Raw genomic sequence first — 26,144 nt, forward strand, 5'->3', positions numbered from 1 at the left:
ACTGTCAACTGTCAACTGAATGAACCTCTTTTCTTGAGTTTCTGGTGGGGCTAATATGGTTTGTGCAGGTGCGAACCCAATTTCGCCATAAAATCTTGCTTTACACCTCCTCATCGACAACAACTCCTTCTTTTGTCAGCAGTTTTTGCAAGTTGAGAACAGCAATAATTTTTTCTTCGTAAAAAGCGGTTCCTCGCAGATATTCGCGGTTGGCAGAATAGAGTGCTGCAGGAATAGTCGCAATATCCGATAAATTTAAATATATAATATCTAATATTTCGTCAACCACTATACCGGCGACCAAATCTTCAATTTCTACAACGATCGCCTGAGATAGAGATTTTGTATCCGGCGACATATTTAAAACATTCCGAATGTCCACTAGCGTCAGAATCTCGCCCCGCAAATTCATATTGCCAATAATGCGATCGGGAGTGCAAGGAATCGGAGTTACTTGGCTAATGTCAGTAAATTCGCGCACTACTGCTAGATTAATACCAAAGTATTCGCCATTTAAAGCAACCACGGCTAGGGACATATTAATTGCGGCAGAATTTTCGCGATCGCCTTGGAGCCTCAAATTCTGAGCCCGCTCTCTAAAAATTGCCTTTTCTTCAGGCGTAGCATTCGCACAAAAAACATGAGGGTTGCTTAAAAGTTTAGCATTTTCCGCTAACAATTTTGGCTCTATTTCTAACTGCAAAACAGGCGCTTCTAGCTGGCTTCCTACCGCAGAAACTGGGATTTGGGCCTCTGTTTTGTCGGGAGAATATCGAATTAGGCGATCGAGCTCGATCAGCATGATAATATCGGTGTCACAGCGGGCGAATCCAGCTAAAAAACGATCGGGCGCGAATGGCTGCTCTCGCCCGTAAGATAGCTGGGGAGTTATTGACTCTGCGGGGATCTGCTTAACTTCGGTAACTCGATCGACAATGATGCCAAGTCGAACCTCTTGCCATTCTATGACGATCGCACTATCTGTCACAGAATACTCCTGCCAAACGTACCCAAAGCGGAGATTTAGATCCATCACGGGCAGAATTTCGCCCCTGAGATCGATCGCCCCAACAATATCTTGAGGCGCTTGGGCGATCGGTGTCAACTCCGGCAAAAAGAAAATTTCCCGAACACAGCCGACTTCTACACCGCACAGCAAACCGTTCTGTTCAAAGATAAGATACGGCTTAGTTTCCATATTTATTCTGACACTTTATCTAGTAGGACTTGCGAAAAAACTGGTTTTTGCGATCGTATAGATTTTGCCACGGAGGCACTTACAAAAAAAACCCGGTGTTTAGATTCTCCCGGCGCGTCAGTTTGGTTGGCTGTACAATTTTACCAATTTTTTTTTGATCTCCATCAATAATTGAGTCGCTGTCATTTTTCCCTGTTGCTCGATCGGAGTATGGGGCGGTAGTTTTTTGAGAATTTCGCAAGATGAATTGTACATTTTAATAGCTTTATTTAGCTTACCTTCTTTATTGTATATATTCCCGAGTTCTAGATAAGCCGAAACACAAGACGGGCAAAGATAAATCGTTTTTTTTATAAAAAATTTAGCTGCTTCCAAATCATTTTGTTCTTCAGCGATTTGAGCTTGCAAATAATAAGGAAATACTGACATTGTATCTACTTTGCTAGCTCGATTGCAGTATTCAATCGCCTGAGAATACTGGCCCAAATTTGCATAAATTTGAGCCAGCAAATAATTAGCATCAAAATTATGAGCTTGTAGGTCTATCGCCTGTTTTGCTTTCTGAATCGCCTCAAGATAAGCTTTATTTTTAAAACAAGCTTTTGCCTCTAAAATCAGTATCCCAGAGGTTGGGCGAGCGGCTTTTTCTGCTGCGGGTTCGGCCAGTAAACCAGACACTTTGTTGCTCACCATATCGCCCTCGACATAGCCATTTCCGAGTATCTTTCCCAGCCCGCTACCTGCTGTCAACAGCGACTCTCTTTGCCCAAAATAGCCGTTACCAAAACTAGCTGGTAGCGTATCCTCCCCTAGCAACTGACCGCTATTTTCGCCCAATTCTCCTGTCTTTCTATATCCTCCAAATGCCGATTTTGGTTGGAATTTATGCTCCATAAAAAAAATTATTTTAGCTTGTTCCTCGCCTAGGACATTCTTGGTTTGATAAATAACCGATTCCGGGAAAACCTTTGGTTGAAACTCGTTCATCACGTGACTGTGAACTTCAGCATGACCCGTCATTAAATATCCTCCAGATCTCAGCGTCTTGGCAAACTTTTTCAAGACCTGTAAAATATACTTATTTTCAAAATAAACAAAAACATTTCTGCACAAAATCAAATCGATGTTATGAAGATCTGTGTAAATATTAGGAAAATTATCTGTCACTAAATTTACACCGCTAAATCTCACCAATTGACGCAATTTATGGTCGATTTGCCACTCGGTTTTCCGCCGATCGAAATACTGCCTTTGCAGTTCCGGGTCAACTAAGCGAAACGACCAAGGGCTATAAATTCCCCGCTGAGCTTTTTCTATTGCTTGTTGATTGATATCAGTACCTAAAACTAAAATATTCCATTTGTCCCAATCAGAAATTAGCTGTTTTAAAAGAATCACTAAAGAATAAGGTTCTTCACCTGTCGAGCAGCCGGCACTCCAGATGCGCAGTGTTGGCTTAATTCCCAATGTTTCGTACAATTTTATTTTGTGTGCTATCAATTCCGGGAAAATCACTTTTTCCAGAAGCGAGAACTGTCCTTTGTCCCGCATGAAATAACTTTCGTTCGTTGTTAGCAACAGCGCTAATTCTCGCCATTCGGTTTGAGTTTCATGACTCGGAGCGGTTAAAACTTTATAGTATTTTTCGGGTGATATTATTTTTACAGCTTTCATCCGATTCAAAAGTTTTTGAGACAAAGCCGATCGATCTTGCGGGCGAATTTGTAAACCTGTGTGAGCTGCAATTAATTGAATAAATAGCTGAATTTGTGCATCATTCATGTCAAATCTGGTAAATTAACTCAGGTATAATCTGTTATGATGGGGCGTTGGTAATGGGGTATTGGTAATGGGGGATTAAGCCGATCGCACTTACACAAAAATCTTAGCCATGGAAATAATATCCTGTCCGGTCGCTCGACTGCAAGATTCGGGTCGAGGCAGTGAACCCAACTACAAAAACGATCGTTAATTTAGCTTAGATGATATCAAAGGCAAAAGGTAGAAAAGTGAAAGTAGCATCCAAAAAATCTGCCGTTTGCCTTCTACCTTCTGCCTTCTAGCGGTAGGGTGCGTCCAGGCACACCCTACGTATAGAGATGCTGCGTATAGAACTTTTTAAGCTGGAAAAATCCGCAGGCGGCGGTTGGGCTCTTCCCCAAAACTGTTGGATTTCAGGTGATAGTGTTCCACAAGTTCGTGCTGCATTTTGCGAACGTCGGGAGAACGGGGTAAAAGTTCCACCGGCTGTCCCTTGGGAATGACAATTTGCTCGACAGCCAAGCGGGTTTCTTCGAGAGCTTCGAGCTCGTCAGAAGAACCGCTGCGGGCGAATAAGGCGAGGTCTGCCACTTCCGGCGTGCCCGGGTCATCCATGTCCAATAGACGCCGCAAAGCTCTCGCTACGTGGGGAATGGTGCCGGCTTTGATTGTGTGCAGGGGAACTTGGCGAGTTTTTGCCAACTGCCTCAATTTTGACTGGTTCCGCACGTTCGATCGCAAAGCCAACACTACGTCAGCACTTTCAATATCCTTCGTCAACTGCACCGGCAGGTTCAGGGTCGAAATCACCTGTTCGAGCTGGTGGCGAGCTATGCCGTAAGGATAAACGTGGAGGGGCAAATCTTCGCCGTTAGGGCCGACATTCTGGGAATAACGTCCCCGGTGCTGCGGTACCGGTTCGACGGAGAGGGATTCTTCGAGGAGTTGCTCGAAATACCGAGTCTCAGTCACGGGCGCGCTGTTAGCAGCGAATTTCTCGCCTTGAGGAGGCATCGGCACCATTTTGCCGGCACTCCGCCACCCAGAAATCGGTGTGACTGGCCGCATTCCTGATACCGCAGCGGGGGCTGAGGCGGAAGCTGGCATCCCTGGAAACCGGGCGGGGGGAGCGGCTGACTCGCGCTCGATAATGACTTCTCCAGTGTCGCTGATGCTTCTGGTTTGCTGGTTGGGTTCGCGTCCTCGCAGCAGAGTGTCGATCGAATCTGAGACTCGTTCGTGGATCACCCAGCGCTGGCGTTCCAACATTTCGATCGCAATTTCAAAAGTTGGCGGTGATTTGCGTTCCAAAACTGTCTTTTGAGAACCGCGCCGTCTCGCCTCGTCATCTCCCAGCGTCACCGCTTGGATGCCCCCAATTAAATCGGCCAGAGTCGGGTTTTTCATCAAGTTTTCGAGCCGGTTCCCGTGGGCGGTACCGACCAACTGCACGCCCCTTTCCGCGATCGTCCGAGCGGCCAAAGCTTCCAATTCCGTGCCGATTTCGTCAATCACGATCACTTCGGGCATATGGTTTTCCACTGCTTCGATCATGACTTGGTGCTGGAGTTCGGGACGGGAAACTTGCATTCTGCGAGCTCTGCCGATCGCCGGATGCGGGATATCTCCATCTCCGGCGATTTCGTTGGAGGTGTCGATGATTACCACCCGTTTTTCCAAGTCATCGGCGAGCACGCGGGCAATTTCCCGCAAAGCCGTGGTTTTGCCAACTCCGGGGCGGCCGAGCATCAAAATTGACTGACCGGTTTCCACCAAATCGCGGATAATCCCGATCGTCCCGAACACAGCGCGGCCCACCCTCAAAGTCAAGCCGATAATCTCGCCGCTGCGGTTGCGAAGGGCGCTAATTCGGTGCAGGGTTTGCTCGATACCGGCTCGATTGTCGCCGCCGAAGCTGCCGACTCGATCGATGCAATAGCTGATGTCTGCTTTGGAAACTGGTTTTTGGGAAAGATATTCGGCCGACAATGGAAAACGAGCTTCTGGTAGGCGGCCCAAATCCATCACAACCTCAATGAGATTGTTGCGCTGCGGGTGCTGCTCTAAGGGCTGCCGGATCTCATCTGGCACGATGTCTAATAGTCTGTTGAGGTCGTCTGTAATCTGCATTCGCCTCGGTGTGTTCGGTGACGTTTTTAACCTTTTTTAGTCGGTTAACTGTTAACTGTTAACTGTTAGCTGTTAACTGTTAACTGTTAGCTGTTAACTGTTAACTGTTAACTGTTAGCTGTTAACTGTTAGCTGTTAACTGTTAGCTGTTAGCTGTTAACAGCCTAAAATTCTTTGAGCTGGGAAACTAGAGAACGAGCTAAACTCACGGCCTCCGAGAGAAGTTCTGGGACGGCTTCGAGCTGAGTCAACCGAGGTGTTGGAACTTCGGCTGCGCTGCAAGCGGCTGCCACCGGAACGGCATAAGCTCGATCGGTCTGCATGGTTTCTAATTGTTCTAAAATTGGCGACAGCAAAACCCTGGCATAGCTGCCGTAAGCTACACCTGCAATATATTGGACAGGGGGAACTGACAAATTTTTCCCGCCCTCCAACAGCAGTCCGCCGGCTCTGAGTTTGCTGACAGTGCGATCGTTAGTGCCGCCTGCAAGTTGCACGTATCCCGGCAACTGGGCAGCCAAAACTTTTTGACCGAGTTTGACAGCGGCTCTAGTAGTTCCTGTTCCGATATCTCCACTCATTGGCCGACCATCGGTTTGCCAAATTAGGGGACAAGGAAGGGGGGAAATTATTTGATAGAGTGTCCGCAAATAGTCAATCAAACCATCTCCATCGGGGCAACTAATTGCTATTACTTTGAGTTGATCTACCCAGGGAGCTATGCTCGACCAAAGTCGCGCAAAATCTGCCTCTCTGCCTACTTGCGTGTGGATTTCTAGGGCGTCCGCACCGGATTGCAAGATTAAAGGTGCGATCGCGGCGGGAGCAGACACGTAAGAACGAGTGTAAATTAACTGGCTCGGACAAACCGGCAGACAGCGACCGCAGCCATAGCACTGCTGGTCTATCACCCCGGAAAAACCACCGCCAGCACTCTGAAAAACTATTGCGGAGGCTGGACATATTTTTTCGCACGGCCGCCAGCAGTCCGCCGGACAATCGGCTGGGTTGAATTCGGCCTTGCGAAAATGCGGGTCTTCTCCATCGTTTAAACTCACCATCAGCAGCGGCAACCCTTGGCCGCCAAACCTGCGGTTTTGAGTTTTTGCCTGTAATTCGCTGGCAACTTGTAGGGCTTCTTTCGCTGCTGCGACGGCGGCGGGATCTGCCGCGACATCGATACAGTCAGCACCTGCTAAGGTGTAAGCCAATGTGAGATTCCGAACCGACGGCAGGTGTTGAAAACTGGCCCCACAGATCAGCTTGAACCAATGGCCGCTTTTTAATGAGTTTAGTGGATGATAATGTTCTGTCACCCTTATATGCTAATCCTTTCAGCTAAAAATTACTATGTGAAAATTTTTACTTAATTTGAAAATTTAGGCGGGTACAACAAACAAACGCTACTGGTAGCAGTAGGGGTTGCCGTGGATGCCCTATATGTAGAGGATCGGGCTTAATTTTTATTTTGGAAATTTCATTTTTTTGAGAGTGGCTGCTGAGGGGCGATTTGGCTATTTGACGATGGTCTTATTTAAAGGCAGACTTTTTACACTAGCATATTTTGGCGGTTTTGGCAATCAAAAAGTAGATGAGAATTTTTTTAAGTTGCCGTCGAGTGGCTCACGACCAACCGCAGATGAATATTGTCCTCCCTGACTAGAACTAAATTCATCTGCGTTAATCTGGGATTCTACTAGCTAGAATGCTTGCTCAGGCGCTTGTAAACCGTAGCCAAAGCATTGCTATCTCCCACATTTCCCGGAAACAGAACTACTGGTAAATTGGGAAAAAGAGGATGATTAGCCTCGGTTTTCACCACCGAACAACCTGCGATAATTTGACCGATTTGTCTGACACTTTTCAGCGACAAAGCGGTACTCAAAACATCGTTGGAAGTAATGCCGCCCTTGCTAATCAAAAACCCGATATCCGCAGGCATTCCCCGCACGACATCCATCAACAAATCAGAAACAGCAGCGCCAAATTTTAAGCGGATTTCTGCGTTTTCAAATTGTAGTTCCTTGCGGCTGGTAAAAATTACAGGTGTTTTGCCTTCGTCATGAGCATTGTGGACTTTTTCGAGAATTTCATCGAGCATTTGGGTGCGATACTCTGGTGAATCTTCTAGCAAGTGAGATACATCTATTTCAATGCTAACTATATTGGGTTCTTTTAACAAGCGCTCCAATTGTTCAGTAGTTTTCTTAACGTGGGAACCAACTATTACTGCACCCGCTTTGCGGTCTCTCACGTATTTTGCCATTTCGTCGGCTGCTACTGGCTGGTGGCCGAGGTGAGCTAAGGATGTTAAAATACTCGCCCCGCTGCGGAATAAAAACTTTTTGCCTTGACTGACTGCATTGAGAATGTGTTTGGCAAATGTGTCTAAATCGCCTTGGCTTTCGCCGTCAACAACTGCACATTGGTTGTCTGTCATGTCCATCAGCCGATCTAAACTTCCGTGGCGTAGGTCTGCGAGTAAAATGCGATCGACTGCATCAGCGGGGATGCGACCTTTGGTTTTTTCTTCTACATAGTCTGGCAGGTAACTGTGACTGTAGCCGAAGACTGAATCTTTGGCAAATTCGGTTTCGTGAACAGGCGTGGGGACGCTGTTAACCATTAGGTAGTGCACGCTGTGGCGGGTAATTCTGCCTCCTTCAAAAAAGGCGGGAATTAGAAAATGGGCGTCGAAGGGGCCAAGTTCTTCGGCGATCGCGTCGGTTTCGATCGGATAGTGGCCGCGCAGGGTAGAATCGGAACGGCTAACTATTAGGAAGTCTTCGATTTCTTCGATCGCGATCGCCCTTTTGAGATTTTGGCACACTTCGCGGGTGACGGAGGCTGCTTTTTCGGGAGTTAGCGATCGAGTATTTGTTAGTATGAAAAAAATCGGGGACTTGTCCCGCAGTCCCAAACGCAGGGTTTCTTCGTCCCAACGTGTCAGCAGCAAGCAACTGTGCACGGTTTGAGAACCTGTCGGATCGTCATCGAGAACTATAATCTTGGGTTTGGTAGAAGACATACTGACCTGGTTGTTAACGTCACCTTTCCAAGATATCCTTACCTGTTACGCAACAGGAAAAAATTTACAATTATGATTTTTCTTAACAATTCTCATAATTCATGAATTTAAAAATGTGTGGGAGTTCGATCGGTTCGCGGTTGGTGCGCGTTGCTACCAAATCAGGTACGCTCCTGAGTACCCTACTAATATTTGCGATTTTTTTTAATGGGCAGTATTTCGATCTTGTAACTTTTTCATTTCTGCTTGAACTCCCACAGCTAACTGCAAAGCTTCGTTGAGTAATCGCCCTTGTTCGGTAGCCCGATCGCTAATTTGGAGGGCATTCAAAGTTGTCAAATTATTTGCAAACAGTTCTGAGTTAGTAGCGACAAATTTTTTGTTTTCCCTGAGAATTCTCTCTGTTTTCAAAGCTCGAACTAAATCCTCTCTAATCAGCTTCAAGGCTTGAATGACTTTTGAGCGATCGCCTATTTTGACGAACGCATTGCCAGCATCTTCGATCTTGTCATTAATTTCCACCGCCCTAATTATACCATTATAGCGATCGACATCATCAAAAAGATTGACTAAATGTTTGTTTTGGCTGCACCAGATTTTCCAAGCATCCTCAAAGATCAAACCGGCGATCGCAGCGAGGTGGAGGGCCAACCACACCAAATAAGCTCTAGGAAATATCGCCACCAGCAGCCAACAACTGATTAGAACCAAAACAATTAAACCGACTGTTTTCAAAGCTTCGTGGGCAAACTTAGTCGCACTCGCGGGCCGGTATACGCGATCGGGCCCTGCGCCGCACAGGTGCTTGAGCTCACCGACAGTAATTTCTAATCCCTGAATGTCAGCTCGCATAAATCTTCACAAATATTTGTTAAATATAAAGTTTTGTGGTAGAACAAAGGGTTCGTCTACAATAAACCTAACACCTTTTTCAACCAAAAATCCACTATGTCCGCACGTCCTATATATCTCGACAACCACGCCACAACCCCCGTAGACCAACGGGTAGTTGATGCGATGCTGCCGTATTTCACCGAACAATTCGGCAACGCAGCCAGCATCAACCACATTTACGGCTGGGAAGCAGAAGCAGCGGTAAAACAGTCGCGACAAATCATAGCAGAAGCGATCAACGCTTCCCCAGAAGAAATTGTTTTTACCAGCGGTGCAACGGAAGCAAATAATTTAGCGATTAAAGGCATCGCTGAAGCGTATTTCAGCAAAGGGAAGCACATTATAACAGTAAAAACCGAACATAATGCAATTCTTGACCCTTGTACATATTTGGAAAAATTGGGGTTTGACATTACTGTTTTACCAGTGAAAAGCGACGGACTGATTGATATAGGCGATTTGATCAAAGCGATTCGGGCTGAGACAATTTTAGTTTCCGTGATGACGGCTAATAACGAAATTGGTGTGATTCAGCCGATCGCCGAAATTGCAGCAATTTGTCGCGGAAATGACATTCTTTTCCACACAGATGCGGCCCAGGCGATCGGCAAAATTCCCCTGGATGTACAGGAGATGAACATTGATTTAATGTCCTTGACGGCGCACAAAATCTACGGGCCAAAAGGCATTGGTGCTCTCTACGTCCGCCGCAACAAACCGAGGGTGCAACTAGCGCCACAAATGCACGGAGGAGGCCATGAACGGGGAATGCGATCGGGCACTCTCTACCCACCGCAAATAGTCGGGTTTGCCAAAGCAGTAGAATTAGCAATTGCGGAAATGGAGTCGGAAACAGCACGAGTTGTGAATTTGCGGCAGCGTTTGTGGGAAAATTTGAGTGAATTGGGTGATGTTGTTCTCAACGGTCACGCGACGAAGAGATTACCTGGGAATCTGAATATTAGTGTAGGCGGCGTTGACGGTCAAGCGTTGATGTTGGGTTTGCAATCGGCGGCGGCAGTTTCTTCGGGATCTGCTTGCACTTCGGCGAAAATATCTCCATCTCATGTTTTAGCAGCGATCGGGCGATCGGACAAATTAGCCTACGCTTCAATTCGGTTTGGGATTGGACGGTTCAATACCGAAGCAGAGATAGATGCAGTGTCTCAACACGCAATAGCGACTATTCAATCTCTCCGCCAAGCTCAAAAAGTCATGAGTTAAGAGTTAGATCGCGTCCGTCTAAATACATCCTTTATTCTTCAGTCCCCCTCTGCTGCGGACTTCGTGTGTGTAGGGGCGGTTGAAACCGCCGACTTCCTTTGACAAGGGGCGGTTGAAACCGCCGATTTCCTATTATTTAGAACCAAACACCTCACGCACCCGGTAAATCGGTTTTCCCTGCGACTCATGATAAGTCCGCATCATCACTTCCGCCAGCAAACCAAAACAAAATAACTGCACACCAGTCAACAACAAAACCACAGCCAAAATCAGCAAAGGACGATTACCAATACTTTGACCCAGACCCAATTTCACGAAAGTCAAATAAATCCCTAAAACCGTTCCGAACGCCATCGAAATCATACCCAAAAGTCCAAAAACGTGCATCGGTCGAGTTAGGAACTTCTTCATAAAAGAAATAGTTAACAAATCCATCAACACCCGAAAAGTCCGCCAAATGCCATACTTACTTTGACCGAAACGGCGGGCGTGATGTCGCACCGGAAGTTCTGCAATTCTCGCCCCTTCAATAAACGCCAAAGCAGGCAAAAATCGGTGCAATTCTCCGTACAAATTCAAGTCTGCCACCAACTCGGATTTATAAGCTTTCAAAGAACAGCCGTAGTCGTGCAAAGTTACGCCTGTAACGCGACCAATTAACCAATTGGCAATTTTAGAAGGAATCAAGCGGCTGATAGTATTGTCCTGCCGATTCTTGCGCCAGCCGCTAACTAAATCGTAGCCTTCATCTAACTTTTCCAACAACATCGGAATATCAGCAGGGTCATTTTGCAAATCGCCGTCTAGGGTAACAATAGCACGACCAGTCGCGCGATCGAAACCCGCTGACATGGCAGCAGTCTGCCCGTAATTGCGGCGCAAAAGCACAGCACAAAGGTCATCGCGACTGCTGGCTAATTGCTTGAGAAGGTCAGCAGAACCGTCCTTAGAACCGTCATCTACACAAATAATTTGATAGCTGAGTCCAGATGGTTGAATAGCAGAGGCGATCGCCTCAATCAGATGAGGTAAACTTTCCACCTCATTATACACCGGCACTACCACCGAAACATCGAGAACAATCTGATCGGCAGCCTGCTGTGCAGCCAATTTTTCCAAAAATAATGCAGCGTCCATTGTTTTGTTAGATAACATCAGTAATCATTAGTCATTAATCATTAGTCATTAGTCATTAGTCATTAGTCATTAGTTATGAGTCATTGATGAACAACTACAGAACTTAGGCGTGGTGGCCAGAAACCGGGTTTTTTACGAAAATACTTCGCTCAAATCCTCAATCTCGGTAAAAACCCGGTTTCTTAGTTGGTAGTGTATCCAGGAATCAACTAACTAGGTTGATAACTTGCCACAACTTTACCATATCCGCGCAATTGCTGATAATAAGCTTGACTGACTGCATCGCCCTTTTCTGACAAAACATCGATACCGATACCGTTGCGACCTTGTGCTTGTCCCGAACTGTGAATGTAGCGATTATCTCCGAGATATAATCCTACATGAGTTGCTTTTTCTGGCGTACCAAAAAATACTAAGTCCCCCGGTTCTAACTGACATCTTGCACCATTGTCAATAGGTTTTTCATGGGCGGGCAAGATGCCCACCCCACAAGAAACTTGATGTGTTGTGGAACGGGCATCTTGCCCGTTGCTAAGAATGGTGCAAGATGTATCTAAAGCATCGATACTAACAGGCTTAGTAAAAGCTTCCTGCTGATAAGCATCCCTCGGCAACCAGATGCCCGCAGCCACAAAAGCAGCTTGCATTAATCCCGAACAATCATAATTTGGCCCAACTGTACCGCCCCAAAGATAATAATTTAATTGGTGCATCGCTTCGCAAGCAAAATTAATGGCGATCGGCAATTTTTCTCTAATGTCTGCCTCAGAAAGCACCAAAGGATGATACAATGTTTCTGTGACTTCGAGCAACTCAATATCTCGAAGATCCAGCCATCCCGGATAATCATCTTCGCACAGTCGCACCATCACAGCCTTTGTATCCAAGTTTACATCCCTCGGACTTTGATTAAGGGTGCGTAAATGTCGCCCCAGCGCCGCTTGAGTTGCTAATCGATCGCACTTTGGGGAATCGTAAATATTTATGTGCGATCGCGCGCGGTACTCCAGAACATCAGATAATTGATAATTGGTCATTGCTAATTGCTAATTGTTTGCTGTTAATTGTTCGCACTTAACGATTTATTGCCATTAGCCGTTAACCGTCAGCCGTTAACCGTCAGCCATTAACCATGACATTTTTCCACAAAGACGAACAATTAGAAACCCTCGGCAGTAGCATTATAGACTCCGCCCAGGCAGAATTTACAGGATTAACGGGCGATCGCACAGCCATAACCTGGATAGTCTACGATCCGCCAGTGCGAGTCAACACAGGCGGCGCGCTGAGTGCACAAGAATTTTGGAAATATCAACCGCGAGGCTTTAGCGCTAGGGCTTCCGAACGAATTTATCCCGCCAGCATCGTCAAATTATTCTACCTCGTTGCCATCTGGGAATGGGCGCAAAAAGGCATGATTCAAACATCGCCAGAATTAGAACGCGCCGTCCGAGATATGATAGTTGATTCCAGCAACGATGCCACCAGTTTAGTAGTAGACGCCCTCACCGGCACCACCAGCGGCCCAGAATTATCACCAGGCCCCTTTGAAACTTGGAAACAGCAGCGAAACATCGTCAACCGTTACCTTCAATCATTAGATTGGCCGGAATTACAAAACATTAACGCCAATCAAAAAACCTGGTGCGATGGCCCCTACGGTCGCGAGCGAGCATTTCTGGGAGAATTAATGGAAAATAGAAATATGCTCACCACAAATGCCGCGGCGCGTTTGCTGCACAGCATCATCGGCGGCGTAGCTGTTTCTGCAAAAGCATCGCAAGAGATGATGGGTTTAATGAAACGCAGTTTAGAACCAGCAGAATTAGAACCTGATCCTGAAAATCAAGTTACAGGTTTTTTAGGTGGCGGATTGCCAGAAGATGCAAAATTGTGGTCAAAAGCGGGGCTAACAAGTCAAGTTCGTCACGATGCTGCTTATATTGAAATGTCTGGTTTGCGGCCGTATTTGTTGGTTGTATTTACCGAGGGGAAAGAGAATAGCAAGAATGAAGAAATTTTACCTTTTATCTCGCGGCAATTTGTCGAAGCAATCAAGGCGCTTGATTAGATTTAGTCGTTGATTATTGCGGCGAGACTAGACTTGAATTGCAAAAAAAATTTGGACGGTGCTTAAAGCCCGTCCAAAAATTTGATTAACAGGAATTTTTTCCTAGAAGTTATAGAACGGAGAGGGGGGGATTCGAACCCCCGAAGGGTGATAACACCCTTAACAGATTAGCAATCTGCCGCTTTCGACCACTCAGCCACCTCTCCACGATGACGGTAACTAACTATAGCACACACACCAGGCTCTTGCCAACCCCTAAATCAAAAATTCTTCAATCCCTCTCCCTATATACCTTTGGTCGAAGGCGGAAGGCATATTTCCCCACTCTCCCCCTCTCCTACTCCCCAAAGCCCCTAGCCTTCAAGTGCTTTTCCCAGCTAAAGTTAGAACTCAAAAAGAACCTCTTAGTATACACATAGCCCAATCGGTACAGCTTAGCCTTGCGATCGGCATCAAGGTGAAAATCCGTCGTCGTCACCCCAGCTTCAGTCACATCAATATTAATCACCCTGCCCTTATCCATTTCCCGCTGGTGATAGCGGTCTCTTGCTTTCATCATCGTTCTGAACATCGCCGCCAGCATCGACAGCGGAGTATCAATCTTAACTTTACTCTCAATTCCAGTATCGACTAATCGAAACCCAAAGGTAAACCAGCGGGGCACCGCGGGAGTCGAACCGACAGATTGTTTGTCATAAATCCACAGCGGGAAATTGCTCAGAATTCCGCCATCGACTATTAAGTCATTGCCCAGTTTTCCCGGCTCAAAAAATAGCGGAATACTCATCGACAACCGCACCGCTTCAGCTACGCTAAAATCTTCGGGGCTTTTGAGCTGCAACTGCTGGTACAAAGCATCGGAATCAGCCGATTCTTGCCGCCGCAAGTCATCGGGAAGCACCAACATTTCACCGCGAGTGAGGTTGGATATTACTACTTTTAATTCCCGGTCTTTGACGATTTGTTTGACATCGGCAAAAGTTTGCAATTTACCTTGACTGAGCGTTGCTTCCAGCCACTGCCGAAAAGGTTGCGCAGAATATTCTCCCATCTGGCGGCTGACTGTTAGGAAAAGTAGCGTCCAAGCTGGAGATTGCAAGTCGTCGGCGGGGTCGCCATTTAAAATTAGAGGACTGTTTTTTTGAGTTAAAAATATGCTGTAATCGAGGTCTCCTAACAACTGCTCTAAGTCATCCATTGACAAGTCTGTTGCCAATACTGCGGCAGTAATTGCACCCGCAGAAGTACCGGCCAATTTTCGCCAACGGATACCCAAATCGTGACAGCATCTGAGTGCTCCTAAAAAGGCAACTCCGCGCACGCCACCACCTTCAAAAATGGCGTCTGCATAAATTTGACCGTCTTTGTCGGGAGGCGGAAATTTTTTGAGAATTGTTTCTTTTTCGGTGGCGGACATCCTGACGCCCGGTTCTTGCAAAATTTGCTGGGGATACAACTTGCTCATTTGAGATTTTGGATTTTAGATTTTAGATTTATTGTGCTTGATTTTTGTTGGCATTCATTGCTTCTTTGACGTGTTCTTGAACTTGCGATCGCACTTGTTCGTAGGCTACCGACGCGCACCAGGGCCGGAGAGATAGAATAGTTGTATCTGGAGTGATCTCGGCTACCAAACAAGTCGGGGGCGGATTTTCCAAAACCAGCGGGTGAGAATGGGCAATTTCTAATAACTCAGCCATCGTTGGACGGATCGGCCGATCGCCAATATCAATCTTCAAGTCTACTCGCCGCGTACCCATCGCCGTGGTATTTTTCAGTGTACCGTTAAACAACTGGTTGTTCGGGACAATAATTTTTATACGATCGTCTGTCACCACGGTGGTTGAAAAAATCCCGATGCTATCCACCACGCCCTTAACATCCGCAGCCTCGATCGCATCTCCGACTTCAAAAGGCCGCAAACTAATCAACATTACCCCAGCAGCAAAGTGAGATAGAGTATTTTGCCACGCCAAACCAATCGCCAAACCCGCCGCACCCACAACAGCCACCACGCTAGTTGTTTGAATCCCCAACTGATTCAAAGCGGCGACTACTCCCACTATCAAAATCACAATTTCCGCAGCTTGAACTAAAAATTTCCGCAGCGTGGCTTCCGTGCGGCTGAGGGTTCGGCGAGTCACGCGGCCCGCAACGTCGATCGCAAATCGCGTAATTAACAAAATGCCGATCGCCCACAGCGCTTGAGGTACAACTTTAAACCCCAATTCTACGAATTTTTTCGTTAATTCTTGGGCTACTTGCATCGCCTGTATTCTTTCTGCATTTAGCTGCGCCGTCAGGGTTTCAGCTATTAGTATAATTGTGCTGGTCGCTGTCATATTAATAATTGGTAATTAGTGGTTGGGAATTGGTAATTGGGAATTGGTATTGTTTCTTACGTCAAAATTATAATATAGTCCCGATCGCGCTCAACCCCTGCGCTCTGCCTTCCCGCCAGTTAAGAGTTTACTGCAACCCTGGGCAATCGGTGTTTAAAACCGCAGAGAATTTCCCACGAAATTGTCTCTAAAATTTCTGCCCAATCGTCAGCAGTAATTTGATTTTCTCCATCTTTTCCCAGCAGCGTCACCACTTCCCCGACTTCTAGATCGGGAATATCGGTGACATCGATCATTAATTGATCCATCGTCACAGCACCGACTTGCGGCACAAATTTGCCCCTAACTAAAACCTGCATTTTATTAGAAAGATTACGCGGAATTCCATCTGCATAGCCGATACCAACTACGGCAATCTGTGTCTGCCGCGAGGCAATAAATTGATAGCCGTAACTGACGCCAGTGCCTGCTGCAATTGTTTTCACCTGCGTTACCCGAGCTTTTACCTGCATTGCGGGCTGCAAAGAAGCGATCGCCTGCAAATGAGGAGCAGGATAAAGACCGTAGGTAGCCAAACCGACGCGCACTAAATCGTAATGCAAATCGGGGTCGGTGAGGGCGGCAGCAGAGTTTGCCAAGTGGAGGAGGCGCGGGTTAATTCCTGCTGTTTGGATTTGCGCGATCGCCCTTTTGAACCGTTGCTGTTGCTCTCTCATAACCGCGGTATCGGGACTATCGGCTGTCGCCAAGTGAGAGTAAATGCTGGCTAATTTTAAATTCGGCAACCCATTGACTAATTGCACAAATTCTGTTGCTTCCTGCCAGGGCGTACCCAAGCGAGACATTCCCGTGTCTAACTTAGCGTGAACGGGCAAAGATCGATCGAGACTGACGAGAACTTCCGAAAAAATCAGGGCTTGTTTGGCAGTACAAATAGTGGGCTGCAAGTGCCATTGGGCGATCGCCCTTACCTGTGCCGCTGTATGAGTTGCCCCCAACAGCAAAATCGGCGCTTCTATCCCAGCTTCCCGCAATTCTATGCCTTCGGGAATCGTCGCCACACCCAGCCAACTAGCACCTGCTTGCAAGGCCGTTTGACTGACTGCGATCGCACCGTGTCCGTAAGCATCCGCCTTCACAACTGCCATCAGTTCAGTCTGGGGAGATAGGAGATTTTTAAGCTGTTTTACATTGTGAGTTAAAGCTGCTAAATCGATTTCTACCCAAGCCCGCTGGCAAAGCCCGCCGTCATCTTCCCACAGCACAGTCTGGCGGGATTCTTTGGTTGTTGATGCTGCCGTTGTTTGTTCCCCACTCCACATTGTCGATCGCTCCTACTTGCTGGCACCATTAAAAACTGCTCGAAGATTTCACCCTAGGTTTAATTATAATGAGATTTTCTCTTTCATCAATGTTAACTGGTGTATCATAGCATCAAAAATACCTGGTAAAAACTATGGACGGACTGGCATACCTGCATTTAGCTGAAACTTGGGAAACGCCCCCAGCTCAAACTCGATCGCCCAACTCGACAAAGCACCTAAATTTAGCCTCGACTCCTTTACTCTTCTTTACAATCTGTCTCACAATTTTAAATATAGTCAATCCCGCACTCGCCATCAAAATGCAAAAAGGCGATTCAGGCGCGGAAGTTACCGAACTCCAGACAACTCTGCAAGACGCAGGGTATTTTCGTAGCCAGCCCACAGGATTTTATGGCGCTGTAACCCAGGCTGCTGTCAAAAAGTTCCAAGCAGAAAACAACCTGAAAGTTGACGGCATTGTCGGCCCTAAAACCTTGTCAGCCTTGAAAGGTAAGCCGGAAGCCGCCAGCGCTGACAATGAATCTGCGGGGGAAATATCGCCAAAGAGCGATCGATCTTCCCCATCTCCTAGCCCCACAGCAAACACCAGTAAACTCGAAGATTTAACTAAAAATCAGCCAAAAGAACCTCTATTTCAAGAACCATTTTTACCACGATTTAGAACAGAAACTCCCGCCCAAAATTCCGAGGAAAAAGCCAATGAGTTGCAACCCAAACAACGGGTAAATCCTCCCCAAAAAACCGAGGGTAAAATGACTTTGAAAAAAACTATTTACGGCAAGATATCGCCGAAATCAATAGTTTATTCAGGAGCGGGTTTGTTTTTTGCTCAAAACATGATGTACAACCACACAATCACAGTTTACGACAGGAAGTTTAAATTAGTCAAGACTATTCCCGATCAAATAAACTTATCGAAGTTCGGCTTTTCTAAATTCAAAGGCAATTATCAAGGTTCTCCCGTAGAAGCTGCTTTTTCAACAGACGGCAAATATGCCTATGTATCCAACTATCAAATGTACGGTGCGGGGTTTGACAATCCAGGGAGTGATAGATGCTCTCCATCGGCAAAACACGACCAAAGTTTCCTGTACCGCATCAATACCGAAACGTTGAAAATAGAAAACGTAATTCCTGTAGGTGCGGTTCCGAAATTTAATGCTGTTTCGCCTGACAATCGCTTTGTGTTCGCTACCAATTGGTGCGGTTGGGATTTGAGCGTAGTTGATATCAAGAAAAACCGCGAAGTTGAGCGAGTGAAACTGGGTGCATATCCTCGGGGTATTGTGGTCACTCCAGACTCGAAAAATGCCTATGTTGCTGTCATGGGTTCTGCCGATATTGCGAAAGTAAATCTCTTAGACTTTTCGGTAGAATGGTTGAGAAATATTGGAAATGCGCCGCGTCATTTGACGATAGACCCCAATGGCAAGTATCTTTATGCCACTTTGAATGGTGAAGGGAATGTGGCAAAGATTGACTTGGCAACTGGTAAAGTGGCAGATAAAGTTTCGACTGGAAATGCACCTCGCAGCATGACGATTTCTGGTGATGGAAAACTGATTTATGTGGTTAACTATTTATCGAATACTGTTAGCAAGGTGAGGACGAGCGATCTGAAGGTGCTGCAAACAGTGAAGGTTAATTCAAGTCCCATCGGGATTACTTACGATCCGCAAACTAATCAGGTTTGGGTAGCTTGCTATTCTGGCAGCATTATGGTGTTTCAAGATTAATCCACCAGGTTCGTAGTGAGGACTTCAGTCCTCGGAAAAGGCAGAAGAAAAAACTAAAGTCCTGACTGCAAACCATAACGATTAAATCTTATTCAGGGGCGTTGCTTCGGCTGCGCCCCAAAAATCTTATTTAGACACCTTTACAGGCTTCATCACAGCCTCAGAAGGCTTAACAGGCACTTTGCCTTCTTTGGCCATAGCTTCGTAAACCATGGCTGCTACTTCCGCGCGAGTTGCTGTTTTATTCGGCTGCAAAAGTGTGGGCTTCGGGTGGTTGACAACAATCCCAGCTTCCGTCGCGGCTGCTACTTTGTTAACTGCCCATTTGGGGACTTTTTTCCTGTCTGTATAAACTTGTAATGTTTGGTTGGGTTTTGCTGACGGTTTCAGGTTTAAACCGCTAGCTAAAGCTGCGATTACTTCCACACGGGGGACTTCTTTGTCGGGACGGAAGGCTTTGTCTGGGTATCCTTTAAGGTATCCAGTTTTGACACTGTGGTCGATCGCACTTGCGGCCGGATTGTTGTCTTTTACGTCTTTAAAATCAACTGGTTTTCGCCGCGGTTCTTTGTCGGCCATTCGCTGAATTAAGCGCGCTAGTTCGGCTCGCGTCATCGGTTCGTCAGGCCGAAACTTGTTGTCGGTGACATCAGTGAAGATTTTGCGATCGACTAAAGCGACAATAAAGGGACGCGCCCAATATTTTTCAGGAACATCGGACAATTTAACGGCGCCAACCTTTGGTTTAGCTGCTTTCGGTTTGGTAATGACTGGAGGGACAGTCTCGCGCCCAATTGGCGTTTGGGGAACCACGATCGTCCCCATCGGAGGAAATACTGGTAAAACCGGCCCTAAAGGTGCCACAGGGACGATATCCGGTTGCGAAGGAAGGAGGATTGTAGCGGGCGATCGCACATCCGAACTCGGCGGCACAGGCGTTAATATTTTCAGATTGTCCGGCGCAGCAGCAGGTTGAGAGAAAACCGCTGGAAATTGCCAACTTCTGGCATTCAATCGATCGGGATTTCTGCCTGTTACCCAAAAGAAAATTGCTCCCATCGTGCCAAATGCCACCAAGATCGCAATCAATTCATCAAATCCTAAAGGGTTTCTTTCCCCTGACGGGCGTTGTGGAAACATACTTGTCACCTACATATCAATGTAGCAATTAAATCACATATTTTTTGAGTCTGGGGGAAACACAAAACCCTCTCATCAACTATGACAAATTTCTCACCGTCAATAGCTGCGGCGGCGTAGCATCAGGAGGATAGATAAAATCAACTTTTATCGAGATCGGTTGCTGATGCAAGGCAATCTCTTTCGTCAGCGCCTTCTGCCGCCCCCGGAAGAGCGAGTGCGACTCGGTTGGCGGGAACTCCTGCCGCTACCAAAGCTTGGCTGGCGCCTGTTTTGATTGGGACGTGCCTGCTGCGATCGCCTCAAATCATTGCCGCCGTAACCCGAACCGGTCGATCGATTCGCCCCGGGCGCTGCTGGATTCCGCGAGGGTACGTTCGATGTGGGCGATCGCAAGCGGCCGGTCGTCCTTAAAACTTGACGGTTTCTCACCGCCGGAGGCGGGGCTTGGTAGCGAGTTTGATATTGTCCCGCAGCTTCGCGGTAAGTATTGCCGTACCCGCCATATCCTACCATCACACCCGGCTGATAGAATGGCGGCACGTAATATCTCGGTGTAAATAACAAACTGCCGATCGCCTGACCGGCGATCGCCCCCGCAAACGGCGCCCAGAAACCAGATTGCTGGCGCACCACCACCGTTTGTGGCTGACCTGTTTGAGGATTAGGAACAGTTTCGGTAACGTTGTGAACGTACTCAATTTTAAAATCTTCTGTCAAATGCAAGCTCGCTTTATTGTTATCCAGACTTAGATAACTTTTCTTCCCTGCCGAGATTTCTTCCTCCGTCAACCGAGCCATTTGCAAATCGGTAGTGCGGTAAACTGGGGTACTCCCGGGGGGAGTATTCAGCAACATCAAACTGTATTCGCCATCACTATCATCATAGGTAGCTTGCTGTACGGGATATTGGCCTTTAGTCAAGTTATTACTTGTTGGTGCAGGACGCACTGTGTTAATATTCCGATTTGCCGCCGGATTTGCCGCCGGATTTACAGGCTGATTTACAGGAGCTTGCGCGCTCGGAGAACCGCAGGCGGTTGCCGTCCACAAGAAAGTTAAAGCCATTAAATAAACTGTCAGTTTTCGCAGCATCATAAATAATAATTCGCCGTTTGTAGTTGGTCATTGGTAATGGGTAATTGTCATTGGTGATAATTACCCACTTTCTTAATACCCGATCGCCTTCAGTATTTTACTCATTATTTATTCTCAGGTTGAGGACTGAAGTCCGAACGATCAAACCTGTTTTGTTTTCCCTTTTTTCTCGTCCGCGTCGGCGCACCTCGTTTTTGTCAAAGCAAATTCTCAGTGCCGATTCGCTTTTTTATTTGGGATTGTTTCTAGTTTTTAAAGGGGAATGAGTTCGGGGAAATTGACCAGCACTTGATCGTTGGTAAGTTCGTCTCCCAACTGTGCGGGAGAAAAGTGAACTTGCACAGCTCGCAGCCTTTCCTGGTAATGTAAATTAATCAGTGCTTTTAAACCGACTTTCAGCGTGCCGATGTCAGTGAGGTCAGTTTCCAGGGCAGGAACTTCGCCTTCATAGGCGATTGTCAGCATTACCACGACATTTCTAGTTACCGGCAAAGACAACGGGGAATTTTTATCGTAAACTGATGTGCTGTATTGAGGCTCGCTGAGATAGCGATCGGCTGAATCAGTAAAAAGTTCATCCACATAATCGCCGGCTTCGCCTTCATCCCAAAAAACATCGCCTTCGTTGGCGGCTGCTTGCCAGTAGTTGTCATACTGCAACAAGTGATTGCAAATTTCTACAAGACCTTCTCCTAACACTGCTACGTCGCCATCGGCATCCATTGCTTCTCTGGCGGTGCGGTTGAGAACTCCTAACAGCGGTGCAACTTCTTCGCCTGTTAGCTGAACGAATATGCGACAAACTGCTAATCGAGTTTTACCTGTAAATTGATTGAATCGATCGCGCCAAGCATTCATAATAACCTATAGTTGTAAATCTGTAGGGCTATATTTCCAACCGTAGCAGGCGATTGGAACTCTTGCCGTCTACCCTCAGATTGATCTCAACAGTATTTCTGGCGAGATCCTCAGCGTACTGTCTCGCTTTGAGTCATCTAAATTTAAGTATCGGTATGAGACTCGAATTGCTCTTCATTCGCCCTCTCTTCTGGAAATTATCTGCGTTAATGTGCGTACATCTGCGGTTTCCTTCTGGCATCAAAGATTTATGCAATTGCTCGTCTATTGAGTTAATTACTTCCAGAAATAGCTGACGCAGCAACCTGGTTCCACCGACTAAAATACACAGGTTGCAACTTCCCCAGCCCGATCGCCATCACAGGCAACAGTAGGGGTAGATAATTTCACCTCAAAAAACCTCCAATCTTGCAAGATTGGAGGCTTGCTGAGCGAATACTTTGGTTTGAGACAACTATTTGACGATCGCGCGCTCCACTTGTTCGATCGCAATTTCCTCATTCACCTCGGCAACTTGCTCGATCGGCAAATCCAGCTCGCCGCCCGGAGCTTCCGGGTGTTGGCGAACGGCTGCAACCGCATCTGCTGGCTCAGCGACACCTGTATCTGCGATCGGATCGATCGGCTCCTCAAAAACCTCAAAATTATCGCTCATCGCAGCGCAAGCAGCAGAAGCGCGCTGACCGGCGCGATAGCTCATGTAGGCCGCACCGCCACCCAAAACCCCAGCCAAACCCAGGAAACCGAGAGCTGCTGTTTTGTAGGATTTCCACGGATTCATTCGATCCGAGCCGCCGGAACCCAGGAGAGTTGTCCCAGAACCAGATTGAGTCGCCCCAGATTTGTTGTAGGAACAGGGGAAAGCAAATGCGCCGTCACCTAGTGCGATGCTGCTCGCGATCGCGATGGTGGAAGCAATGCCAGCTAACACTTGAAGCTTCTTCATGGTGATCTGGATTTTGTAAAGGATAATTAAAAAATTAATGGTAACAGCTCTTTACAAATCTATCAACAGGCGATCGCCGCCAAAATCACGGATCGATCGCAAATGCCAACAATCGCCCGATCGCGATAAAAACTTCCACTTGCCAGTTTAAAAAGATGAAATTCATACTGTGTAAGGGTTTTAACCAAAATATCGGTATAAGTTTAAGTCAGGTGAACCCATAGGCGCGATCGCGTCCCAATTAGAAAATCCGAAGCCAGACAACAGAAATTTTAATCGCAGTGGGGCAAACACTTGATGACAAACTACTTTTAAGGCTACTTTTGAAAAGACTTCGTTATTGGAAAAACTCTTATTTTTATGACAGACAGCGGGAATCAAGGCATGGAGCGATCGCCTCATCGATTGTTAGTGACAGGCGGAGCTGGATTTATCGGCTCGAATTTTGTGCATCACTGGTGTAGCAGCTATCCGGGATCACGAGTAATCGTACTCGACGCTTTAACCTACGCCGGCAACAGACAAACCCTGGCAACTCTCGAAGGACAAGAAAATTTTCGGTTTGTACAGGGGGATATTTGCGATCGCACCCTAGTCGATACCTTGCTCAAAGAAGAAAACATCAACACAGTCGCCCACTTTGCCGCCGAATCCCACGTTGACAGGTCAATTATCGGGCCAGCAGCCTTCGTTCAAACCAACGTCGTCGGAACCTTCACACTCTTAGAAGCCTTCCGCAAGCATTGGGAAGCAATTGACGATTCGTCAGTCAAAGCCCAAATGCGCTTCCTCCACGTTTCCACCGACGAAGTTTACGGCAGTCTCGGCCCCGACGACCCAGCATTTACCGAAACCACCGCCTACTCCCCCAACAGTCCCTACTCAGCCTCAAAAGCCGGCAGCGACCACCTCGCCCGCGCCTATTTCCACACCTACGGCCTCCCCACAATCATCACCAACTGTTCCAACAATTACGGCCCATATCACTTCCCAGAAAAGCTGATTCCATTAATGTGCATCAATATGCTATTGGGCAAACCGCTGCCAGTATACGGCGACGGTCAAAACGTGCGAGATTGGCTCTTCGTGCTCGACCACTGCCGCGCCTTAGATGCCGTGATCAACCGCGGCCAGCCCGGGGAAACCTACAATGTTGGCGGCAACAACGAGGTAAAAAATCTCGATTTAGTCAAAATGCTCTGCCAGCTAATGGACGAATTAGCTCCTGATTTGCCCGCGCGTCCTTGCGAACAACTGATCTCATTTGTCAAAGACAGAGCTGGGCACGATCGGCGTTACGCTATTAATGCCAACAAAATTAAAACAGAGTTAGGTTGGACTCCCTCCGTCACAGTTGAACAAGGTTTGCGCCAGACCGTGGAATGGTACTTAGCCCATCGCGAATGGTGGGAACCCCTGCTTTCGGAGGAATATCAAACCTACTACCGAAAAGTTTACGCCAATCAATGATTGGTAGTTCCTAATTCGGGTAAGGTGCTTGTGGCGCACCCTACAAATTATGCTGATTTAATTAGCTGGAAGTCAATATCACAAACATTGATACTTGTCAATCTTTGTGAAGATTTAGTTAACAGTCATCCCAAACGCATAAATTTAAGTGCTTGTAGCTGATAATTTCTATAGAGTTACAAGATTAAGCATTTTAAAAGCTTTTAGTAAAAAACAGAAAGCAATGACCGAAATCAACTGGCTCAAACAAGTCCAAGAACCTAAATACTGGCTGTTAGGCATCGGCTCCGGTTTGATTGCCCTCCACCTGACTCTGACTTCCAGAACCAACGACAGTGACCTGTTTGGCACAATGTTACTGTTTTGGGGAGTCGTAGCATTTCTGATTTGGGAAAGGCACGAATCCTTAACCTTTGAAAGCGGAATTTTCGCCAGCTTTTTTGGGGCATCGTTAATTGCTTTCATCTTGCTCAAAAGTTCCTCCATATCTGGATACGACTTTTTCATCAGACTTTCGCCCTTCTTGATAGGATTAAGTCTGGCGTTGCTAGCTTCCGGCACAAAAGGACTGAAACAATACTGGCAGGAACTGCTAATTCTTGGCTACACAGCTATTCCTCCCGGATTGATCGGAGTATTCGTTGACGTAGCCAAATTAACAGCAAAATTTTCTGCTTTTATCCTGCATTACTTAGGATTTGAAGTGATACGGAAAGGAGTATTTCTCATCCTAGAAAAAGGCAGCGTGGAAGTGTATCACGGCTGTTCGGGCGTGAATGCAATTCTACAATTGTTAGGACTAGCTGTGGTTTTTTTGCTGATGTTTCCGACAACTTTAGCTCAAAAAATTGTAGTGCCAATCGTGGCAATAATTACTGCATTTGTAGTGAATGCCGCGCGAGTTGCTCTCATGGCCGTGCTGGTATCGCTATCTCAACCCGCAGCATTTAAATACTGGCACGAAGGAAATGGTTCGGTAGTCTTTTCGATGATTGCTGTCTTCATTTTCGGGTTATTCTGCTGGTTGGCAATTTTGAAAGACGAACCGCCCACTAAGGAAAAACAAAATTGCTAATGGCTATTACCTATTGGAAACCAGTGAGGATTTCCCTGTTGGCTGTTACTTTGGGAGGGGTTTTGTTAGTTGCCGGAAAATTGATTTTCTATCCCTCCGCAGGCAACACTGTGGTAACCAACTTTGACTTTCCCCCTGCGGTGCCTCTAGCAGACTGGAAACTGGAGAAAAGCGCGCCGCTGGCAATTACTGACAATTCTGAATTCAAAGCTGCCAGAAAATATGAATATCAAAAAAATGGCATGAATCTAGAAATAGAGATGCGCTATGCGGTCAACACCATTGGGGATGTAGAAGGTATGATGAAGGGAAATACTGTTCTCAAGTCATCTCCTGGTAAACTAGCATTAGCAAGCACTCAAGATGCGGGGTTTCACGGAATTTTGCAACAGCAAAATCGACTGTATTTGAGTTCCTGTATCAACCCTCGCGGCGGTGCTACAGTGACTTCCCAGCAGTTTAGATACAATCGAAATACTCGCGATTGGCAGCCGAACCGCATTCTGTTTTGGCTGTTGGGTAGGGGAAATATTCAAGACAGGCGCTGTTTGTGGACTCAGATGTCTTTACCTTTGGATAAAACAACTCCAGAAGCTGCCACAAAAATTCTAGAGAATGCTTGGGTTGATTGGCATGGGTGGTGGCAACCGCGATTTCCCGAACCTTAATTCTAGTCAAAAGAGATTTTTGTTAACAACAACTGTGATTATT

22 protein-coding genes and 1 tRNA gene are annotated in these 26,144 nt (G+C 46.7%); 6 read left to right on the forward strand and 17 right to left on the reverse strand.

What is annotated here, in order from left to right:
- Window positions 1-100 precede the first annotated feature (100 nt).
- From QUB68_RS15330 to QUB68_RS15355, 6 genes are all read right to left on the reverse strand, one after another.
- A complete protein-coding gene (locus QUB68_RS15330; RefSeq protein ID WP_332993869.1) occupies window positions 101-1,198 on the reverse strand; it encodes a chemotaxis protein CheW in 1,098 nt (365 codons plus the stop codon).
- Between the two features lie 117 nt (window positions 1,199-1,315).
- Complete coding sequence (locus QUB68_RS15335) at window positions 1,316-2,980, reverse strand: CheR family methyltransferase (RefSeq protein ID WP_332993870.1); 1,665 nt, start codon at window positions 2,978-2,980, stop codon at window positions 1,316-1,318.
- 336 nt (window positions 2,981-3,316) lie between these two features.
- Window positions 3,317-5,089 carry a R3H domain-containing nucleic acid-binding protein gene (locus QUB68_RS15340; RefSeq protein WP_332993872.1) on the reverse strand — a complete coding sequence of 591 codons (1,773 nt, stop codon included), beginning with the start codon at window positions 5,087-5,089 and terminating at the stop codon, window positions 3,317-3,319.
- A gap of 164 nt (window positions 5,090-5,253) precedes the next feature.
- Complete coding sequence (ldpA, locus tag QUB68_RS15345; RefSeq protein WP_332993874.1) at window positions 5,254-6,405, reverse strand: circadian clock protein LdpA; 1,152 nt, start codon at window positions 6,403-6,405, stop codon at window positions 5,254-5,256.
- Between the two features lie 380 nt (window positions 6,406-6,785).
- The gene (locus tag QUB68_RS15350) at window positions 6,786-8,117 is read right to left on the reverse strand and encodes a four-carbon acid sugar kinase family protein (RefSeq protein ID WP_332993876.1); all 1,332 of its coding nucleotides are present in this window, start codon (window positions 8,115-8,117) and stop codon (window positions 6,786-6,788) included.
- A 204-nt stretch (window positions 8,118-8,321) separates the two neighbouring features.
- Entirely contained in the window at window positions 8,322-8,969 is a 648-nt protein-coding gene (locus QUB68_RS15355) for a hypothetical protein (RefSeq protein ID WP_332993879.1), read from the reverse strand.
- A 96-nt stretch (window positions 8,970-9,065) separates the two neighbouring features.
- On the opposite strand from QUB68_RS15355, the gene QUB68_RS15360 reads away from it, so the two are divergent.
- Complete coding sequence (locus tag QUB68_RS15360) at window positions 9,066-10,235, forward strand: IscS subfamily cysteine desulfurase (protein ID WP_332993882.1); 1,170 nt, start codon at window positions 9,066-9,068, stop codon at window positions 10,233-10,235.
- Between the two features lie 132 nt (window positions 10,236-10,367).
- Here QUB68_RS15360 and QUB68_RS15365 read toward each other — a convergent pair whose 3' ends face one another.
- Together QUB68_RS15365 and QUB68_RS15370 are read right to left on the reverse strand one after the other, a co-directional pair.
- Window positions 10,368-11,372, reverse strand: a complete 1,005-nt coding sequence (locus QUB68_RS15365) for a glycosyltransferase family 2 protein (protein WP_332993884.1) — start codon at window positions 11,370-11,372, stop codon at window positions 10,368-10,370.
- 209 nt (window positions 11,373-11,581) lie between these two features.
- Window positions 11,582-12,409: a C40 family peptidase gene (locus QUB68_RS15370; protein ID WP_332993888.1), complete on the reverse strand. Its 828-nt coding sequence runs from the start codon at window positions 12,407-12,409 to the stop codon at window positions 11,582-11,584.
- 95 nt (window positions 12,410-12,504) lie between these two features.
- On the opposite strand from QUB68_RS15370, the gene QUB68_RS15375 reads away from it, so the two are divergent.
- Window positions 12,505-13,443: a serine hydrolase gene (locus QUB68_RS15375; protein ID WP_332993891.1), complete on the forward strand. Its 939-nt coding sequence runs from the start codon at window positions 12,505-12,507 to the stop codon at window positions 13,441-13,443.
- A gap of 117 nt (window positions 13,444-13,560) precedes the next feature.
- Here QUB68_RS15375 and QUB68_RS15380 read toward each other — a convergent pair.
- The 4 genes from QUB68_RS15380 to alr form a co-directional block, all read right to left on the reverse strand.
- Window positions 13,561-13,649, reverse strand: a tRNA-Ser gene (locus QUB68_RS15380).
- Window positions 13,650-13,780: 131 nt separating this feature from the next.
- Window positions 13,781-14,908, reverse strand: coding sequence for a patatin-like phospholipase family protein (locus tag QUB68_RS15385; RefSeq protein ID WP_332993892.1), 1,128 nt, complete (start codon window positions 14,906-14,908; stop codon window positions 13,781-13,783).
- A gap of 28 nt (window positions 14,909-14,936) precedes the next feature.
- Window positions 14,937-15,785 carry a mechanosensitive ion channel family protein gene (locus QUB68_RS15390; RefSeq protein ID WP_332993894.1) on the reverse strand — a complete coding sequence of 283 codons (849 nt, stop codon included), beginning with the start codon at window positions 15,783-15,785 and terminating at the stop codon, window positions 14,937-14,939.
- Window positions 15,786-15,904: 119 nt separating this feature from the next.
- Complete coding sequence (gene alr, locus QUB68_RS15395) at window positions 15,905-17,107, reverse strand: alanine racemase (protein ID WP_332993896.1); 1,203 nt, start codon at window positions 17,105-17,107, stop codon at window positions 15,905-15,907.
- Between the two features lie 134 nt (window positions 17,108-17,241).
- Here alr and QUB68_RS15400 point away from each other — a divergent pair, with 134 nt between their 5' ends.
- The gene (locus QUB68_RS15400) at window positions 17,242-18,846 is read left to right on the forward strand and encodes a peptidoglycan-binding protein (protein WP_332993897.1); all 1,605 of its coding nucleotides are present in this window, start codon (window positions 17,242-17,244) and stop codon (window positions 18,844-18,846) included.
- 126 nt (window positions 18,847-18,972) lie between these two features.
- On the opposite strand, the gene QUB68_RS15405 is transcribed toward QUB68_RS15400, so the two are convergent.
- The 5 genes from QUB68_RS15405 to QUB68_RS15420 all read right to left on the reverse strand — a co-directional run bounded on the left by QUB68_RS15405 (window position 18,973) and on the right by QUB68_RS15420 (window position 22,888).
- A complete protein-coding gene (locus QUB68_RS15405; protein WP_332993898.1) occupies window positions 18,973-19,986 on the reverse strand; it encodes an S-layer homology domain-containing protein in 1,014 nt (337 codons plus the stop codon).
- A gap of 79 nt (window positions 19,987-20,065) precedes the next feature.
- Window positions 20,066-20,158 carry a DUF3370 family protein gene (locus QUB68_RS29975; RefSeq protein ID WP_442923089.1) on the reverse strand — a complete coding sequence of 31 codons (93 nt, stop codon included), beginning with the start codon at window positions 20,156-20,158 and terminating at the stop codon, window positions 20,066-20,068.
- A 14-nt stretch (window positions 20,159-20,172) separates the two neighbouring features.
- Window positions 20,173-21,084 (reverse strand): hypothetical protein, encoded by a 912-nt coding sequence (locus tag QUB68_RS15410; protein ID WP_332993899.1) that lies wholly within the window; start codon window positions 21,082-21,084, stop codon window positions 20,173-20,175.
- 252 nt (window positions 21,085-21,336) lie between these two features.
- On the reverse strand, window positions 21,337-21,942 hold the full coding sequence (locus tag QUB68_RS15415) for a DUF1517 domain-containing protein (RefSeq protein ID WP_332993900.1): 606 nt from the start codon (window positions 21,940-21,942) through the stop codon (window positions 21,337-21,339).
- 454 nt (window positions 21,943-22,396) lie between these two features.
- Window positions 22,397-22,888, reverse strand: coding sequence for a hypothetical protein (locus QUB68_RS15420; protein WP_332993902.1), 492 nt, complete (start codon window positions 22,886-22,888; stop codon window positions 22,397-22,399).
- A 360-nt stretch (window positions 22,889-23,248) separates the two neighbouring features.
- Here QUB68_RS15420 and rfbB point away from each other — a divergent pair, with 360 nt between their 5' ends.
- The 3 genes from rfbB (at window position 23,249) to QUB68_RS15435 (ending at window position 26,101) form a co-directional block, all read left to right on the forward strand.
- On the forward strand, window positions 23,249-24,358 hold the full coding sequence (gene rfbB / locus QUB68_RS15425; protein ID WP_332993905.1) for a dTDP-glucose 4,6-dehydratase: 1,110 nt from the start codon (window positions 23,249-23,251) through the stop codon (window positions 24,356-24,358).
- A gap of 223 nt (window positions 24,359-24,581) precedes the next feature.
- Complete coding sequence (gene crtA, locus QUB68_RS15430) at window positions 24,582-25,433, forward strand: cyanoexosortase A (RefSeq protein ID WP_332993908.1); 852 nt, start codon at window positions 24,582-24,584, stop codon at window positions 25,431-25,433.
- Window positions 25,433-26,101, forward strand: coding sequence for a cyanoexosortase A system-associated protein (locus tag QUB68_RS15435; protein WP_332993911.1), 669 nt, complete (start codon window positions 25,433-25,435; stop codon window positions 26,099-26,101). The genes crtA and QUB68_RS15435 overlap by 1 nt, the downstream gene beginning before the upstream one ends.
- Window positions 26,102-26,144: the final 43 nt, after the last annotated feature.

The organism is Microcoleus sp. A006_D1, from assembly GCF_036702805.1.
Classification (GTDB): domain Bacteria; phylum Cyanobacteriota; class Cyanobacteriia; order Cyanobacteriales; family Microcoleaceae; genus Microcoleus.

Bases quoted from the DNA above. Each gene is read 5' to 3' on its own strand.
- QUB68_RS15385 (WP_332993892.1), bottom strand. From the start codon at position 14,908: ATGAGCAAGTTGTATCCCCAGCAAATTTTGCAAGAACCGGGCGTCAGG.
- QUB68_RS15435 (WP_332993911.1), top strand. From the start codon at position 25,433: ATGGCTATTACCTATTGGAAACCAGTGAGGATTTCCCTGTTGGCTGTT.
- QUB68_RS15405 (WP_332993898.1), bottom strand. From the start codon at position 19,986: ATGTTTCCACAACGCCCGTCAGGGGAAAGAAACCCTTTAGGATTTGAT.
- QUB68_RS15370 (WP_332993888.1), bottom strand. From the start codon at position 12,409: ATGACCAATTATCAATTATCTGATGTTCTGGAGTACCGCGCGCGATCG.
- QUB68_RS15355 (WP_332993879.1), bottom strand. From the start codon at position 8,969: ATGCGAGCTGACATTCAGGGATTAGAAATTACTGTCGGTGAGCTCAAG.
- QUB68_RS15335 (WP_332993870.1), bottom strand. From the start codon at position 2,980: ATGAATGATGCACAAATTCAGCTATTTATTCAATTAATTGCAGCTCAC.
- crtA (WP_332993908.1), top strand. From the start codon at position 24,582: ATGACCGAAATCAACTGGCTCAAACAAGTCCAAGAACCTAAATACTGG.
- QUB68_RS15360 (WP_332993882.1), top strand. From the start codon at position 9,066: ATGTCCGCACGTCCTATATATCTCGACAACCACGCCACAACCCCCGTA.
- QUB68_RS15390 (WP_332993894.1), bottom strand. From the start codon at position 15,785: ATGACAGCGACCAGCACAATTATACTAATAGCTGAAACCCTGACGGCG.
- QUB68_RS15415 (WP_332993900.1), bottom strand. From the start codon at position 21,942: ATGAATGCTTGGCGCGATCGATTCAATCAATTTACAGGTAAAACTCGA.
- QUB68_RS15365 (WP_332993884.1), bottom strand. From the start codon at position 11,372: ATGGACGCTGCATTATTTTTGGAAAAATTGGCTGCACAGCAGGCTGCC.
- QUB68_RS15340 (WP_332993872.1), bottom strand. From the start codon at position 5,089: ATGCAGATTACAGACGACCTCAACAGACTATTAGACATCGTGCCAGAT.
- QUB68_RS15420 (WP_332993902.1), bottom strand. From the start codon at position 22,888: ATGAAGAAGCTTCAAGTGTTAGCTGGCATTGCTTCCACCATCGCGATC.
- QUB68_RS15400 (WP_332993897.1), top strand. From the start codon at position 17,242: ATGGACGGACTGGCATACCTGCATTTAGCTGAAACTTGGGAAACGCCC.
- QUB68_RS15330 (WP_332993869.1), bottom strand. From the start codon at position 1,198: ATGGAAACTAAGCCGTATCTTATCTTTGAACAGAACGGTTTGCTGTGC.
- rfbB (WP_332993905.1), top strand. From the start codon at position 23,249: ATGACAGACAGCGGGAATCAAGGCATGGAGCGATCGCCTCATCGATTG.
- QUB68_RS15375 (WP_332993891.1), top strand. From the start codon at position 12,505: ATGACATTTTTCCACAAAGACGAACAATTAGAAACCCTCGGCAGTAGC.
- QUB68_RS15410 (WP_332993899.1), bottom strand. From the start codon at position 21,084: ATGATGCTGCGAAAACTGACAGTTTATTTAATGGCTTTAACTTTCTTG.
- QUB68_RS15350 (WP_332993876.1), bottom strand. From the start codon at position 8,117: ATGTCTTCTACCAAACCCAAGATTATAGTTCTCGATGACGATCCGACA.
- alr (WP_332993896.1), bottom strand. From the start codon at position 17,107: ATGTGGAGTGGGGAACAAACAACGGCAGCATCAACAACCAAAGAATCC.